The sequence below is a fragment of the Bradyrhizobium semiaridum genome, from assembly GCF_020329505.1.
In the GTDB taxonomy this organism is placed as follows: Bacteria; Pseudomonadota; Alphaproteobacteria; order Rhizobiales; family Xanthobacteraceae; genus Bradyrhizobium; species Bradyrhizobium semiaridum.
The window spans coordinates 443,101-458,587 of sequence record NZ_JAGKJJ010000001.1; the positions used below are offsets into that span (position 1 = coordinate 443,101).

Below are 15,487 nucleotides of genomic sequence, written 5' to 3' on the forward strand. Positions count from 1 at the left end.
ACGGCGGCCGTCGGCTCACGTCATCGGGGCGCGCAGTGGCAGAACGCGACGCAAGCCGGCACGAGGAATGTAGCTGATGTGATGGGCCCGGAATCAAAAACCTCCGGCAGGGCATTGCCGGAGGTTTGGGAGGCTTAGCTGAAGCTAAGAGCCATCATTCAATTGTTGGCCGGAACCTATATAGTTTAGTAGATCAGCTAAGTAAATAAGTTTGCGGCGAATGAATCGCATGGCACGTCTTCGTGATCGGCAGGAGGCGACGTTGTCGCAGCCGCATTTGCCGCTTTCTTCACCTGAGAAGAACCACGCCTCGCCAAAGAAAAACCCCGGCAGTTGCCTGCCGGGGTTCTGTTTTGTGCCGTGATCAGTTCAACCGGTATTACCAGTTGCGCTGCGCGCGCAGCAGCAGCATCACGGTGTTCTGATCCTTCAGCTCGTAGGTCGCGCTCGGCTTGCCGATCGAGCCAGCGGAGGTCGTGATCGTGCCAGCATACTTCTGATCGAGCATGGTGTAGGTCACGTCCGCCGAGAAGGTGAGGTTCTTGACCGGGGTCCAGCGGGTGATCAAACCGAGCTGGGCAATGTTGTAGTCGGGGTTGCAGGTGGTCACGCCAGCGCCGCCACCGAAGGCAGTGCGGAACGAGCCACCGACGCCACCGACGCCACAGATGAGGGTCTTCGCCGTGTCGTTGTACATGACCGCGGCATAAGCACCGTAGATGCTGGTGTTCCAGTAAGGATCCCAGTTGTGGGTGTACGCACCGCGCATACCCCAGGTCTTGACGGTCTGCTGCTGCGTGCCAGCCGCGAACACAGTGTCAGGCGCCGTGCCGAAGCCGACGCTGCCATAGGCAAACGGGAGGCTCGAGCCGCTGTAGATCGCGACCGCACCGGCCTGGTTGGCCAGGTCCTGGATGTTGTAGCGGGTCGCACCATCCGTGTAGACGCCCTGGACGTTGATCGTGTCGCCAGGTCCAGTCGGGATGTTCTTGATCGACAGGGCCAGCTGACCAGCCCAGCCCCACTTGTCGTCCGGATGACCGGTCAACTCGGTGGCGCCGTAGTAGGCAGCGTGGTTGTCATGCGCAGCGAACGACGCCTGGAACAGACCCCAGGCCTGCTCGACCTTGAGGGCTGCGACGAAGTCCGGCGAGATCGTGCCGGCATAGTCGCTGGCGCCGTAAGCACCACCGGCGCTGAGGTTGTTCACGCCAGCCTGGTAGTAGGCGGCCTGATCCTGAGCCGACAGCGAGAGCGACACGCCGTTGCCGAACTGCGCGGTGTAGGTGAACTGGTTGACACCAGTGACCGTGCCGCCGCCGCCGACGAGACCGTCGAAGTTGTTGCCGGGATAGTTGGTCCACGGAGCCGAGAACTGCGACACCGCCTTACCGATGGTGAAGCCGGCGAACTGGATGAAGGCGAAGTAGACGCCGACCGTGCCGTAGGAACCGTTGCCGGCGCCCGCGTTGTTCGGAGCCGAAGCCGGGGCAACCGTGCCGCCGCCGCCGAGCGGAGCGTAGACGGTCGCGCCGGGAGCCGCACCGTTCACGCCGTAATTGTCGGTGGTCCAGGTGAACACCGCATCGAAGTAGGTGCGGACCACGCCGTACTCGGTCGCGGTGCGCGTATCGATGTTCAGGTCTTCACGCGAACGCCAGGTGTAGCCGTTGGTGAAACGGTTGTTGGCGCCGCCAGGGCCGTTGTAGTTCGGACCGGCAACGCTGTTCGCGTTCGCGACGACGTCGACGCGCAGATAGCCGCCCAGCTTGATACAGGTGTCGGTGCCCGGGATGTAGTAGAAGCCGGGACCGTACAGGGAGCAGACCTTCACGTACTCGACCGCTTTGGCCTTGACGGGAAGATCAGCCGCCTGCGCTCCGCCGACCGCCATCAGAGCAGCCGCCGAGCCCAGGATAAGGCTCTTCACCAATTTCATATTAAACCTCCAAGTTGCTCATATGCGGAGAGTCCGGACCGTTACCGCCCCGTGATCCCCCCGCACTGTCGCTGACCGCCGGGCCGCCTCGCCCCCCTCAAAAAAAACCGGGCCCGACAACCTGAAACGACCAACGCAACGGGACGATCGAGATTCCCCTACCGCCGGGTTCAATATGCATTGCCCAATTCCCTAATCAAAATAGTTTATAAAGTCAGCTATACGAATGCTGCCACACTGTGTCTCACCAGCAACGCTGGCCCGCTAAGCCCCTTGGATGCACGAGCGAAAACTTGCCGCACCCGGAAAAGCCCCGCCGTCATACAGCCATCATAATTGCTTCAATGTCACTTGCGTTCGTAGGCGAGTTGCGAGAAGAATTTACCTACGCCGCGAGAGAAAAAAGAATCAAAGCAGCGCAAAGCTGCGTCGGCGAGAGGAGAGGAATTCGTGTCAGTGACCAGGAAGGACGCGACGCGCCAACGCGCCACCGCAAATCTCGATATCATTAAACGCTTTACGCTTGAAATATCTTCCATCAACTCGCACCTCGAAGACGTGCGCCAGTTCTGGGGCAAGGCGCTCGGCGTCAGCGGCCCGCAATGGATGATCCTGATCGCCGTCTCCGATCTCGACAAGGATGACGGCGTGCCGATCAACGTCGTCTCGAAGGCGCTGCATGTCGATCCGTCGTTCGTCACCACGCAGTCCAAGCTGCTCGAGCAGAAGGAACTGCTGCGCCGCACGCCCTCCCCGGCCGACGCGCGCGTGGTGCGGCTGTCGCTGACCGACAAGACAAGAAAGCATCTGGCGAGCCTCGCCGATCAGCACCAAGCCTTCCGCAAGACGGTGTTCGAGGAGTTCAGCGAAAAGGAGCTGGCCGAGTTCACCACCAAGCTCGCCACGCTCAATAGCCGTCTTCAGAAAGCCTGCCAGCGCGTCGCGCTGGATTTCAATTTTTAGAGGTCCGCGATTGCATCTCGGTTCAGCTGCGAACGACGCGCCATGGCTGTCCGGCCCGAGATGCTCCAGCAGTTGCTATGAGGAAAAATGGTCGGAGCGAGAGGATTTGAACCTCCGACCCCTAGTCTCCCAGACTAGTGCGCTAACCGGGCTGCGCCACGCTCCGATGCCGTTCCATTAGCTGCGATCCGGCGTTCGCGCAAGGCGGCCGCAGGGTCCAGCAAGGCCTAAAGCACAGGTCGCGGCGCGGTTCCGCGGCCTCAGCCGTCCTTCAGCGCCGCGTCGATCATCTGCCGGCAGGCGACGAGGTCCTGCAGCACGCGCTCGAGCCGGGCCCGATCGGCGGCCGTCACCCCGGCCCGCGCCGCAGGCGCCATGGCCGGCTCCTTGAGCTGGACCTTGGGCTGGGCGCGCGCCTTGTAGGTCGACAGGATCGGGTCCTCGTCGGGATCGACGAAGCGGTAGTCGATGCCGCCCTCGTCGCCGTCGCCCTCCTCGCCGTCGAGATCGAGACCGTCGTTGAGCTCGGCATCGTCGGGCTCGGCCATGCTATGGCCGACCGCTTCCTCGACCGCGCCGAACGAAATCGCCGCGGACTGATCGGCGATGCCCTGCACCGACTTGATGCCGTGTTCCTTCAGGATCCGCTGCACGCCGCGGATGGTATAGCCCTCGCCGTACAGCAGCCGGCGAATGCCCTTGAGCAGGTCGACGTCGTCAGGCCGGTAATAACGGCGGCCGCCGCTGCGCTTCATCGGTTTGATCTGCGCGAAACGGGTCTCCCAGAATCTCAGGACATGCTGGGGAATGTCGAGTTCGTCAGCGACTTCGCTGATGGTACGGAACGCATCCGGCGCCTTGTCCAAATGCTGGCTCCTCTGACCTCAGTTCAAATGTTCATTCGGCCTTGGCGCTGCCATTGGCAGCCAGGTGGCCGTTGATGCGCTGCTTGAGAATCGCCGACGGCTTGAACACCATGACACGGCGCGGCGAGATCGGCACCTCGGTGCCGGTCTTCGGATTGCGCCCGATGCGCTGCCCCTTCTTGCGCACCATGAACGAGCCGAACGACGACAGCTTCACCGTCTCGCCCCTCTCCAGGCAATCGGTGATCTCCTTCAGCACAAGTTCGACGAACGCCGACGATTCGGTGCGCGACAGACCTACCTTCTGATAGACCGCCTCACATAAATCGACGCGCGTAACTGTTTTCCCGGTTCCATTGGTCATCGCCTGCCCCGCACTCTCGGCGAACAATTTCTTGACTGAAATTAAAAGCTTAGCGCGCAATGGTCAACAGCGACCAACATGCAGTCGCATGAAAGGCACCGGCAGATATCAGCGCTTTTGAGCGATCGGCCTACCAGCGCACGAGCGCCGAACCCCAGGTGAAGCCGCCGCCCATCGCCTCGAACAGCACCAGGTCGCCCTTCTTGACGCGTCCGTCCTTCACCGCGACCGCCAGCGCCAGCGGGATCGAGGCGGCCGACGTGTTGCCGTGCAGGTCAACCGTCAGCACCACCTTCTGCGGCGCAATATGCAGCTTGTGCGCCGAGGCATCGATGATTCGCTTGTTGGCTTGGTGCGGAATGAACCAGTTGATGTCCTCGGCATTGAAGCCGGTGGCGTTGAAGGCGTCGACGATCACGTCGGTGATCATGCCGACGGCGTGCTTGAACACCTCGCGGCCCTCCATTCGGAGGTGCCCGACCGTCTTGGTCGAGCCGGGGCCGCCATCGACGAACAGTTTCGACTTGTGGCGTCCGTCGGAGCGCAGATGGGTGGTCAGCACGCCGCGATCGGCGGTCGTGCCGGTCCCCGGCTGCGCCTCCAGCACCACGGCGCCGGCGCCGTCGCCGAACAGCACGCAGGTGCCGCGGTCGTTCCAGTCGAGGATGCGCGAGAAGGTCTCGGCGCCGATCACCAGGGCCCGCTTGTGGCTGCCGGCACGCAGGAAATTGTCGGCCGTCGTGAGTGCGAACACGAAGCCGGAGCACACCGCCTGGAGGTCGAACGCGACGCCGTGATTGATGCCGAGCCCGTGCTGGACCGCGACCGCGGTGGCCGGGAACGTATTGTCGGGGGTCGAGGTCGCCACCACGATCAGGTCGATCGACTGCGCGTCGATCCCGGCATCGGCGAGCGCGGCCTGCGCCGCCTTGATGGCCAGATGCGAGGTGAACTCACCGTCCGCGGCGATGTGGCGCTCGCGGATGCCGGTGCGCTGCACGATCCAGTCATCCGACGTGTCGATCCGGCTGGCCAGTTCGGCGTTGGTCAAAACCCGCTCCGGCAGATAGGAGCCGCAGCCGAGCACTACCGAACGTATCGCAGTCACGAGACAGCCTCCTGCGCGGTCTGCGCCTGCACCAGCGCACTGCCGTCGCGATTGAGCATCTGATTGATCTTGGTGAGGAGATCGTAGTGGGCCATCTCATAGCCAACATCCACCGCATAGGCAAAGCCTTCCGCGCTGGTGCCGCCATGGCTCTTGACCACCACCCCCTGCAGGCCGAGCAGCACCCCGCCATTCGACTTGTTGGGATCGAGCTTGTCGCGTAGCTTCTGGAACGCGCCGCGGGCGAGCAGATAGCCGATCCGGGCCAGCCAGCTCGAGCTCATGGCCTCGCGCAGCAGGGTGAACATCTGGCGCGCCGTTCCTTCCGCGGTCTTGAGCGCGATGTTGCCGCAGAAACCTTCCGACACGATCACGTCGGCGTCCCCCTTGCCGATGCCGTCGCCCTCGACAAAGCCGATATAGTTGAATTGCGGCGAGTTCATCGCCCGCAGCATTCCGGCCGCCTCGCGGATCTCCTCATGGCCCTTGATCTCCTCGGACCCGATGTTGAGCAGGCCGACGGTCGGCCGTTCGAGGTTGAACAGCACGCTCGCCATGGCGCTGCCCATCACCGCCAGCGTCGCCAGATGGCGGGCATCGCCGCCGATCGTGGCGCCGAGGTCCAGCACGACCGAGTCGCCGCGCAGCGTCGGCCACACCGCGGCGAGCGCCGGGCGGTCGACGCCGGGCAGCGTTCGCAGATTGAGCCCGCCCATCGCCATCAGCGCGCCGGTGTTGCCGGCGGAGACCGCGACGTCGGCCTCGCCATGTTTCACGGCATCGATCGCCAGCCACATCGATGACGTCCTGCGGGTCCGCCGCAGCGCCTGGCTCGGCTTCTCGTCATTCTTCACCGCGACATCGGTATGGATCACCTTCGATACCGCCTTCAGCGCCGGATGCTTCGCAAGCTCCGGCTCGATCTGGGTCCGGTCTCCGACCAGCAGGAATTCGCTGCCGGGATGACGGCTCAACGAGATCGCGGCGCCGGGAATGACGACGGCTGCGCCGACATCGCCCCCCATGGCGTCAAGCGCGATTCGAACCTTTTGAGGCATGAACGTCCCGGAAACCTGCTCTCCCGCAGCCTGTCGAACGCAAGCCGCAAGCTTGAAGTCACCGCCGCGAGCGGCGCGCGGCCAAACGCCAACTGACGTCCCGGCCGGGCCGCGACAATAGCGTGTCCTTGCTCCGACACAACCTCTTGAGCTTGGCCGGCCGAGTCGTTGAACCGACCAAGGAACAAGGTCGTTATATAGCAAAAATATACCGATATTTCAATATATTGATGGCGTTATTTCAAGTTCCGCCGGATACCGCTCGCGCGGCCGCGCAGGCAAGCCATCCCCGCAAATGTGACGGCTAAAGCGTGATCCGGAAAGGTGCGAAGCGGCTTTCCGAAAAGATCATGCTCAAACAAAGAGCTAACGCGCGATGACGATTCAACCAAATCTCATCGCGCATTAGCTCCCCTTCGGCGTCTTGCCGTCCCTTTCCTTCAGGGCCTTGAGGGCGGCAAAGGGATGATCCTCAGGATCAGGTGCTTCAAGCTTTTGTTCAAACACCGCATCGGGTTTGCGCGGATACGGGTCGACGCCGAGAAACAGCGCGTCGGTGGCGAGCCGGCCGAGATCGATGAAGCCGCCCACGATCGGCTCCGGCGGATCCGGGGTATCCTCGTCGCTGTCCTCCGCGTCGTCGACCAGGTCGGCCATCTGCGGGATCTGCTCCGGTGGCGCGAACACGACGTCGATGTCTTCATCGATGTCGTTCTCGATCGGATCGAGGGTCACCACGCAGGTCTGGCCGATCCGCGCCTGCACCCGGCCCGTGACGTGGTAGCTGCCGTCGCGCTTCGGCTGGACGTCGAACGCCGCGCGCGCGGAGATCACCTCGCGCAACTCGGCGATGGCGGCCATCGCCCGACGCGCCGCGGCGTCGGCCTCGATCTCGCGATGCAGCCCGGTCTCCGGGATCTGCGCCACATTGACGAGGACGCGCCACGGATCCCTTGAAGTATCATGTGAAGAATCGCCGCTCATGCCGTGGCCCTCGCGGTCTGCGGCGCCGGGAAACGCCAGGTGCCTGAACTCAGCCCGGCAAGGTCGGCGCGCCCCAGCGCCGCCAGCGCCTGCTTGGCGTAGGCGGCGAGCTCGCGCGCCTGCTCGATGTGCTGGCCGTTGAGGACATTCTTGCAGAGCGCCTGGGCCAGCGCCTCGTCGCTGTCGGTCAGCGCGAGGTCATAGGCCGCGGTCCGGCCGTAGAACGCCTCGCCGAAGGCCTGCATGCGCTTCGGCACCGTGAGATCGCCGACGCCCATCTCACGCAGATTGTCGTCCATGTCGGTGCAGAAATGGTCGAACAGGGCCTGCGACAGCTCCGGGGCCGCATCAAGGGATTTGAGCCGCCGCAGCACCAGCCAAAGGTGCAGCAAAAGCAGGTCAAAACGCCCGTCAACCGTGTCCGGGACGCCCAAGTCACGGTAAAATAACGGTTCTCGCGCCTGCGTCACGATCATGCCATAGATGGCCTCAATGGTGCTGCGCGCGGGCGCTTGGGGTTTCCTGAAGCGATTGAACGGCCAAAGCATGATGGGTTCCGGCTGCGGGCCCAAGGGTCGCCTGTTGAGGGCGGCCCGTCGGAGGCTCGGCAATATTGCAATCCAGTGAGCTGCCCGGTACGTCAACGCCTCGCCCGATGCAAGGGGACGGATCAGTTCCGCCGATGAGCCAAAGCATTTCAAGATCAACCCGCCCCGCCTCGCGCGGCCTGTTCTCGCGCTTGTGCGCGGTTGCCGCCGTCGGCCTCGTCTGCGCCGCCCTCGGAGGGTGCAGCGGCGAGCAGTTCCAGAAGGGCTATATCCTTCCGCAGGGCGCGCTGGAGCAGATCCCGATCGGCGCCAGCCAGGACCAGGTTCTGATTGTGCTCGGCACACCGTCGACCGTCGCCACGCTGGACGGCGAGGTGTTCTATTACATCTCGCAGCGGACCTCGCGCCCGGTCGCCTTCATGAACCAGCAGGTGATCGACCAGCGCGTGATCGCGGTCTATTTCGACAAGAACCGCCAGGTGCGCCGGCTTGCGAATTACGGCCTGAAGGACGGCAAGATCTTCGACTTCGTCAGCCGCACCACGCCGACCTCGGGTCAGGAAATGTCGTACCTGACGCCGCTGTTCAAGCTGCTGAGCTTCAACTAGCCCGCTGCGCCAAGTTGTCGCTTGCCCAGACGGCAAGCGGTCCCCTACGGTCGTCTGCAAAGAACACCTGAGCAGGGGGTAAACGCATGACCAGCAAGAGATTTTCCCGTCGTACGGTATTGTCGGGCGCGACCGCATTGTCGGCCGCTTCGATCCTGCCGCGCGCCAGCCTCGGCGCCGGCGACTGGCGGCCGACCGAGACGGTGCGGATCATCGTGCCGGCGGCGGCCGGCGGCTCGACCGACGTGATGGGCCGGCTGCTGGCGGCGCATCTGCAGCCGCTCTGGGGCCAGTCGGTAATCGTGGAGAACCGCTCGGGTGCAGGCGGCACCATCGGCACCTCGGAAGTCGCGCGCGCCAAAGGCGACGGCCACACCATCCTGATCGGCAATCCCGGACCGAATGCGATCGCCTACAGCATCTTCAAGAACCTGACCTACAAGGCCGACCAGCTCCAGCCGGTCTCCAACATGATCCGGATCCCGAACATCGTCTCGGCGCATCCCTCGACCGGCATCAAATCGATTCCCGGGCTGATCGACTACCTGAAAAAGAACCCCGACAAGCTGACCTACGGCTCGTCCGGCACCGGACAGAGCCCTCACCTCACCGGCGCCTGGTTCCTGCAGCTCACCGGGCTGAAGATGACGCATGTGCCGTTCCGCGGCGCCGGCCCGGCGCTGCAGGCGGCCCTTGCCGGCGACATTCAGGTCCTGTTCGACAATCTCTATCCGTCGCTGCCGCAGGTGCAGGACGGCAAACTCAACGGCCTCTGCGTCACCACGCCGGAGCGGAGCGATTCCGCGCCCAACCTGCCGACCATGCGCGAGGGCGCGCCGGAGCTCGCCAAGTTCGACGTCTCGTCCTGGTTCGGCGTATTCCTGCCGAAGAGCGTGCCCGCGCACGTGCTCGATGAGCTCAACCGGCAGGTCAAGGCGATGCTGGAGCGCGACGACGTCAAGAAGAACATCGCCGGCATGGGCGCCCGCGCCGACTACGGCTCGCCGCAGCAGTTCTCCGACTTCGTCGACGCGGAGACCAGGAAGTTCGCCGCCATCATCGAGAAGGAAGGCCTGCAGATGGAGGTGAAGTGACCGGATGCACGGGCGACGCCGGCCCCTCGCACCAGTTGATTGGACAGACGGTGAGGCCCATCACCGTCTCGCCGCCGCATTGGTAGCACTTCGTCATCTCGAACTTCATGGCGCGGCTGACCTTTCAGGGCGTCGCATGCCCGATCCGACAGCAAAAACCCGCGGCTTGCACCGCGGGTTTGTCGTGGATCGACCGTGCCGGGTTTCAGCAAATCGCCGCTAGCTAGCCCGTGGTGACGCCGTCGATCGGGCTGATATCTCCGACGAAGCGCAAAAGGTCGCTCATCAGGAAGGAGCCTGGCGTCTTCGCCGGGAGCGTCGGTTTCCAGTTCGGATCGCTCAGATAGGACTGGCTGTCGCCGGCGACGAGGCCGATGAACACCTCGGCGACGATCCGCGCGCCGACCGGGCCGAGCCGCTGGCCGCCCTTCTTCACCGCCGCTTCCTTCAGGATGTAGTACCAGAGCGGAGTCTTCTTATCGAAGCCCTGGGCGGCCGCGACCGCGCCGTCGCTCCCGGTTGCGATCTCGGCCGGGGTGAGCGGCGGGATCCCCATCACCTTCGCGACATCCTGGCCCGACGGCAATCCGAGATTGACGCCGCGCTGCAGATTGCGGAACGGCAGGCTACCGCCGCCGCCCGGCAGATCGTGCAGTTGCGGGATCAGGAACGGATCGATCTTGCGCGAATGGTTGAACAGGAAGTTCGGCGTCGCCGCGACCGGCGGATCGAACTCGTAGAAGCGGCTCCAGTCGATGATCCAGTCGGTCGGCAGCGTGGCGACATTCGGCGGTACTCCCGGCGAATTCGGCAGCGCCGCGGCATCCTGGCCGAGGATGATTCCCGACAGCCCGGAGAACGCGAACTCCAGCTTCAGCGTCGCCGCCGTGAGGCCGCCGGGCGTGAAGACGCGGTTGTGGCTGTAGGCCTCGCGAACCATGCTGTGGCCGAGCCGGTAGGCCGCCGCCGAGAACTCGACCGGCATGTAGGGCACCTTCTCGAAGCGATAGAACTTGCGCCCCTCGTCCAGGATCTTCGCGACGATGCCGGGCTCGGTGAGCCGCTCGACGAAGTCGTGCAGCACCATCCACTGATAGTGCCAGGTGACCTGCTTGCGCGCCTCGGTGAAAAGTCTGTCCGGTGCCGGCGGATTGGCGCCGCCGGCGAGCCGGTCGACCACCTTGTTGTGGAATTTGAGGAACGCGAGGTGGGTTTGCGCCACCAGCAGGTTCTCGTCGTTGCGATGATCGCCGATCAGCGCACGCCCCTGCGCGTTGCGTTGCAGGTCGTTGGGCGGGTCGCCGGCCGCACGCGGCGTCGCAGCGGTCTTGCCGAGCAAGAGTTTCGGACTCGGCTGCGTGACGTTGTTGGGGTCGCGCGCATAGAGCTGCGGGCTGCCGTCAGGCCCGAGCCCGTAGACGCTGTCGAGATCGAGCCGCGGGGTGCGGAAGTTCGTCGTGGCATGCGGGTCTTCCTGCTTCTCGGCGAGCGAGGTCAGGTCGAGCGTGATGTCATGGTCGACGAACTGGCCGAGATAGGTGAAGCCCGACGGGATATTGGGATTGTCCCCGGCGGCATTGTTGGGCTGGGCGTCGCGCATCGCGTCGGCCAGCGCATGCAGTGATGCTTCGGACGGCGCAAAGGCCGGAAGATCGAACATCCGGCCGAACATGCCGGGGTCGGCGTTGTCCTTGAACGGCCGCAATCCGGCCTTGGTCGGCTGACGCCCTGCTCTGCCATGCTTTGGGTTGATATTCGCAATCTGTGTCATGCACGCCTCCGTGAGGGCAAAATGAATGATCGCGCTGATCGGCCACGGAGTTACGTTATATTTATCCTGCAATCTGTAATTGACCCCACAGTCGGCTGCGACATAACGACAGCCGCGACGACGTGAGCCAAAGCAAAAAGCCCCGCGGCGATGCCGCGGGGCCTGTGTTTGCCTTGTCAGCGCGCGATGCGTGACCGCATCACGTTCAGTGCGCGAGGATCGCGAGCAGCAAGAGCGCCACGATGTTGGTGATCTTGATCATCGGGTTCACCGCGGGGCCCGCCGTGTCCTTGTAGGGATCGCCGACGGTGTCGCCGGTCACTGCTGACTTGTGAGCGTCGGAGCCCTTGCCGCCGTAGTGACCATCCTCGATATACTTCTTGGCGTTGTCCCAGGCGCCGCCGCCCGAGGTCATCGAGATCGCGACGAACAGGCCGGTGACGATCACGCCGAGCAGCATGGCGCCGACCGCGGAGAACGCCGCCGACTTGCCGGCCGCGCCGCCGCCCGCGATCGCGTAGATCACGAAGTAGACCACGATCGGCGACAGCACCGGCAGCAGCGACGGGATGATCATCTCCTTGATCGCCGCCCGGGTCAGAAGGTCGACCGCCTTGCCGTAATCCGGCTTGTCGGTGCCCTGCATGATGCCGGGCTTCTCGCGGAACTGGCGGCGCACCTCCTCGACGATCGCGCCGGCGGCACGGCCGACGGCCGTCATGCCCATCGCGCCGAACAGGTACGGCAGCAAGCCGCCGAACAGGAGGCCGACCACGACGTAGGGGTTGTTCAGGGAGAAGTCCGGATTGACGCCCTTGAAATAGGCATGGGCGTTGGAGTCGCTGATGAAGAATTTGAGATCCTGGTTATAGGCCGCAAACAGCACCAGCGCGCCGAGACCGGCGGAGCCGATCGCGTAGCCCTTGGTCACCGCCTTGGTGGTGTTGCCGACCGCATCGAGCGCGTCGGTCGACTTGCGCACCTCCTTCGGCAGCCCCGCCATCTCGGCGATGCCGCCGGCGTTGTCGGTGACCGGGCCGAAGGCGTCGAGCGCGACGATCATGCCGGCGAGCGCCAGCATGGTGGCGGTCGCGATCGCGATGCCGAACAGGCCGGCCAGGCTGTAGGTGACGAGGATGCCGGCGATGATGACGATCGCGGGCAGCGCGGTCGCTTCCATCGAGACCGCGAGGCCCTGGATCACGTTGGTGCCGTGGCCGGTGACCGAGGCCGAAGCGATCGACTTCACCGGGCGATAGTCGGTGCCGGTGTAGTACTCGGTGATCCAGATGATCAGGCCGGTGACGACGAGGCCGACCACGCCGCACCAGAACAGCGCCATGCCGGTGTAGTCGACACCCTCGAGCTTGCCGAAGCCGACCAGCCACTGGATCGCGAGCGCGACGCCGAACAGCGACAGCACGCCGGTGGCGATCAGGCCCTTGTACAGCGCGCCCATGATCGACTGGCTGGCGCCGAGCTTGACGAAGAAGGTGCCGACGATCGAGGTGATGATGCAGATGCCGCCGATCGCCAGCGGCAGCGTCATCATGTTCTCCAGGATCGCCGTCTTGGCGAAGAAGATCGCGGCGAGCACCATGGTGGCGACCGCGGTCACCGCATAGGTCTCGAACAGGTCGGCGGCCATGCCGGCGCAGTCGCCGACATTATCGCCGACGTTGTCGGCGATGGTGGCCGGGTTGCGCGGATCGTCCTCGGGAATGCCGGCCTCGACCTTGCCGACGAGATCGCCGCCGACGTCGGCGCCCTTGGTGAAGATGCCGCCGCCGAGACGGGCGAAGATCGAGATCAGCGAGGCACCGAAGCCGAGCGCCACCATGGCGTCGATCACAGTGCGGCTGCTCGCCGCCAGACCCATGAACTTGACCAACACCATGAAGTAGATGGTGACGCCGAGCAACGCGAGGCCGGCCACCAGGAGGCCGGTGATCGCGCCCGCCTTGAAGGCGAGTTCGAGTCCGCCGGCGAGCGAGGTGGTCGCCGCCTGCGCGGTGCGGACGTTGGCGCGCACCGAGACGTTCATGCCGATGAAGCCGGCGGCGCCGGACAGCACGGCGCCGATCAGGAACCCGATGGCGACCAGCACGCCCAGGAAGTAGGCGAGCAGCAGGAAGATCACGATACCGACCATGCCGATCGTGGTGTATTGCCGGCGCAGATAGGCCTGCGCGCCCTCGCGCACGGCGCCTGCGATCTCCTGCATGCGCGGTGTGCCCGCATCCGCGTTCAAGACCGACTGCGTCGCCCAGATCGCGTAGACGATGGAAAGCGCCCCGCAGAGCACAATCACCCATAAAGCTGTCATTGAATGTTGCCTCAGATCCTTGATGTAACCCCCGCGCCCTTTTTTGTGCCGCTCAGGGCGGCAGGCGCTTGTTTCTTGAGGACCGATCCCTCCCCAAAAAGGGATCGCCTCAAATCGGGCGCGACCTTGCCAAAATCGTTACCGCGGCGCAACGCCACCCAAGGCTGAAAACGCCGATTTCGGCAGGTATTTAGATCGAAAGCCGGTCCACGCCGGAATGAAGTCTAGAAATGGCTGTAGGACAGCCGCTTCAGTGCCAGTTCCCCGCCCTGCCCGTCGAGGAAACGGGGAAGAGCGCCGCCCGTGACAATCTGGCCGATCGCGGTGACGACGACGCCTGCGCCCTGCGCGGCCTCTGCGAACGCGTCGGCGCGCGCCGCTGGCACCGTGCAGAGGATTTCGTAGTCGTCTCCGCCCGCGACCAGCGCCTCGATGCCGACGGTGCCGCGCGCCAGCAGCGTGGCGGCGGCAGGGGAATGCGGGATGCGCGGCAGCGCGATCTCGGCCGAGACGCCGGAAGCCGCGCAGAGTTTTGCGAGGTCGCCCGCCAATCCGTCCGAGACGTCCATGGCCGCGCTGGCATGCTCGCGCACCACCAGCGCCAGCGCGTTGCGCGGCTGCGGCACGCGGTAGCGGGATGCGAGCCAGTCTCGCGCGGCGGCATCGCCGGCCAGCGCCGCCGCGGCCGCGCCACCCCGGAGCACGTCGAGGCCGAGCGCGGCATCGCCGATGGTGCCGGTCACGAACACGCGGTCGCCGACGGCAGCGCCTGAGCGATGCACCATCCGCCCCCGCGGCAGCCGGCCGAAAGCGGTGATCGAGATCATCAGCGGGCCCGGGGTCGACACCGTGTCACCGCCGAGCAGCGGGCAACCGTAATTGGCGGCATCCTCGCCGAGCGCCTGCGCAAACGGCACAAGCCATTGCTCGCCGGCGCCGCGCAGCGCGAGGGTCAGCACGAAGCCGGCCGGCACCGCGCCCTTGGCCGCGATGTCGGACAGGTTCACCCGCAGCGCCTTGCGCGCCAGCGTGTCCGGCGGATCGCCGGCCAGGAAATGTACGCCCTCGACGATCGCATCGGTGGTGACCACGATCTCCTCGCCGCCCGCTTGCAGCGCGGCCGCATCGTCATCGAGACCGAACGCGCCAGCATCGGTCGCCAGCGGCTTGAAGAAGCGCGCGATCAGGGAGTCTTCGCCGGAGGCTATGTGTTGACGATCAGCCATGATGCTCGCAGCACCCTCAGTTGTCATCGCCCGGCTTGACCGGGCGATCCAGTACGCCGGGTCGCCTGTAATCTATCATGACCGCCGCAGCGTGCTGGATCACCCGCCTTCGCGGGTGATGGCAGCGAAATGCGCGGTTAACCCCGTACGAACTCGTCGCCGCGGAACTGGCGCGCGATCTGGTCGAGCACGGCGTTGACCATGCCGGTCTCGTCCTTCTCGACGAAGGCGTGCGCGACGTCGACATATTCCGACACCACGACGCGGCCGGGCACGTCCTTGCGATGCTCGAGCTCGTAGGAGCCGGCCCGCAGCACGGCGCGCAGGATGGCGTCGATCCGCTTCAGCGGCCAGCCCTTCGACAGCGCATCGTCGATCAGCGGATCGAGCCTCGCCTGGTCGCGCACCACGCCGGAGACGACGTCGCGAAAGAACGCGGCCTCGGCGGGAAGATATTTCTCGCCCTCGACCTCGTTGCCGAGCCAGTGGCTTTCGAACTCGGCGAAGATGTCGTTGATCCCGGCGCCGCCGATGTCCATCTGGTAGAGCGCCTGCACCGCCGCGAGCCGCGCGGCGCCGCGCCGGTTGGCCTTGCGTTCGGGAGGTTTGCCGGGCTTGTTGCTGTCTGCCAT

General features: G+C 64.9%; 14 protein-coding genes and 1 tRNA gene. 3 read left to right on the forward strand and 12 right to left on the reverse strand.

Going from position 1 to position 15,487, the window contains the following annotated elements:
- Positions 1 to 379: 379 nt before the first annotated feature.
- Positions 380 to 1,939 (reverse strand): porin, encoded by a 1,560-nt coding sequence (locus J6500_RS02035; protein WP_225710987.1) that lies wholly within the window; start codon positions 1,937 to 1,939, stop codon positions 380 to 382.
- A gap of 450 nt (positions 1,940 to 2,389) precedes the next feature.
- Between J6500_RS02035 and J6500_RS02040 the strand changes: the two genes are divergently transcribed.
- The gene (locus J6500_RS02040; protein WP_225710988.1) at positions 2,390 to 2,902 is read left to right on the forward strand and encodes a MarR family winged helix-turn-helix transcriptional regulator; all 513 of its coding nucleotides are present in this window, start codon (positions 2,390 to 2,392) and stop codon (positions 2,900 to 2,902) included.
- An 88-nt stretch (positions 2,903 to 2,990) separates the two neighbouring features.
- Here J6500_RS02040 and J6500_RS02045 read toward each other — a convergent pair.
- From J6500_RS02045 to J6500_RS02075, 7 genes are all read right to left on the reverse strand, one after another.
- A tRNA-Pro gene (locus tag J6500_RS02045) sits at positions 2,991 to 3,068 on the reverse strand.
- 94 nt (positions 3,069 to 3,162) lie between these two features.
- Positions 3,163 to 3,768: a MerR family transcriptional regulator gene (locus tag J6500_RS02050; protein WP_225710989.1), complete on the reverse strand. Its 606-nt coding sequence runs from the start codon at positions 3,766 to 3,768 to the stop codon at positions 3,163 to 3,165.
- Between the two features lie 31 nt (positions 3,769 to 3,799).
- Positions 3,800 to 4,132, reverse strand: coding sequence for an integration host factor subunit alpha (locus J6500_RS02055; protein ID WP_225710990.1), 333 nt, complete (start codon positions 4,130 to 4,132; stop codon positions 3,800 to 3,802).
- 130 nt (positions 4,133 to 4,262) lie between these two features.
- Positions 4,263 to 5,240 (reverse strand): beta-ketoacyl-ACP synthase III, encoded by a 978-nt coding sequence (locus tag J6500_RS02060; protein ID WP_225710991.1) that lies wholly within the window; start codon positions 5,238 to 5,240, stop codon positions 4,263 to 4,265.
- Positions 5,237 to 6,298 carry a phosphate acyltransferase PlsX gene (gene plsX, locus J6500_RS02065; protein ID WP_225710992.1) on the reverse strand — a complete coding sequence of 354 codons (1,062 nt, stop codon included), beginning with the start codon at positions 6,296 to 6,298 and terminating at the stop codon, positions 5,237 to 5,239. The genes J6500_RS02060 and plsX overlap by 4 nt, the downstream gene beginning before the upstream one ends.
- Before the next feature lie 405 nt (positions 6,299 to 6,703).
- Positions 6,704 to 7,282, reverse strand: a complete 579-nt coding sequence (locus J6500_RS02070) for a YceD family protein (RefSeq protein ID WP_225710993.1) — start codon at positions 7,280 to 7,282, stop codon at positions 6,704 to 6,706.
- A complete protein-coding gene (locus J6500_RS02075; RefSeq protein WP_225710994.1) occupies positions 7,279 to 7,830 on the reverse strand; it encodes a ubiquinol-cytochrome C chaperone family protein in 552 nt (183 codons plus the stop codon). The genes J6500_RS02070 and J6500_RS02075 overlap by 4 nt, the downstream gene beginning before the upstream one ends.
- Positions 7,831 to 7,964: 134 nt before the next feature.
- On the opposite strand from J6500_RS02075, the gene J6500_RS02080 reads away from it, so the two are divergent.
- Together J6500_RS02080 and J6500_RS02085 are read left to right on the forward strand one after the other, a co-directional pair.
- Positions 7,965 to 8,438, forward strand: coding sequence for an outer membrane protein assembly factor BamE (locus J6500_RS02080; RefSeq protein WP_225710995.1), 474 nt, complete (start codon positions 7,965 to 7,967; stop codon positions 8,436 to 8,438).
- 86 nt (positions 8,439 to 8,524) lie between these two features.
- Entirely contained in the window at positions 8,525 to 9,532 is a 1,008-nt protein-coding gene (locus J6500_RS02085) for a Bug family tripartite tricarboxylate transporter substrate binding protein (RefSeq protein WP_225710996.1), read from the forward strand.
- A gap of 223 nt (positions 9,533 to 9,755) precedes the next feature.
- Here J6500_RS02085 and J6500_RS02090 read toward each other — a convergent pair whose 3' ends face one another.
- The 4 genes from J6500_RS02090 to nusB all read right to left on the reverse strand — a co-directional run bounded on the left by J6500_RS02090 (position 9,756) and on the right by nusB (position 15,487).
- On the reverse strand, positions 9,756 to 11,303 hold the full coding sequence (locus J6500_RS02090) for a peroxidase family protein (protein ID WP_225710997.1): 1,548 nt from the start codon (positions 11,301 to 11,303) through the stop codon (positions 9,756 to 9,758).
- Positions 11,304 to 11,508: 205 nt separating this feature from the next.
- Positions 11,509 to 13,629 carry a sodium-translocating pyrophosphatase gene (locus tag J6500_RS02095; RefSeq protein WP_225710998.1) on the reverse strand — a complete coding sequence of 707 codons (2,121 nt, stop codon included), beginning with the start codon at positions 13,627 to 13,629 and terminating at the stop codon, positions 11,509 to 11,511.
- A 224-nt stretch (positions 13,630 to 13,853) separates the two neighbouring features.
- The gene (gene thiL, locus J6500_RS02100) at positions 13,854 to 14,855 is read right to left on the reverse strand and encodes a thiamine-phosphate kinase (protein ID WP_225710999.1); all 1,002 of its coding nucleotides are present in this window, start codon (positions 14,853 to 14,855) and stop codon (positions 13,854 to 13,856) included.
- 137 nt (positions 14,856 to 14,992) lie between these two features.
- Positions 14,993 to 15,487 carry a transcription antitermination factor NusB gene (gene nusB, locus J6500_RS02105; RefSeq protein ID WP_225711000.1) on the reverse strand — a complete coding sequence of 165 codons (495 nt, stop codon included), beginning with the start codon at positions 15,485 to 15,487 and terminating at the stop codon, positions 14,993 to 14,995.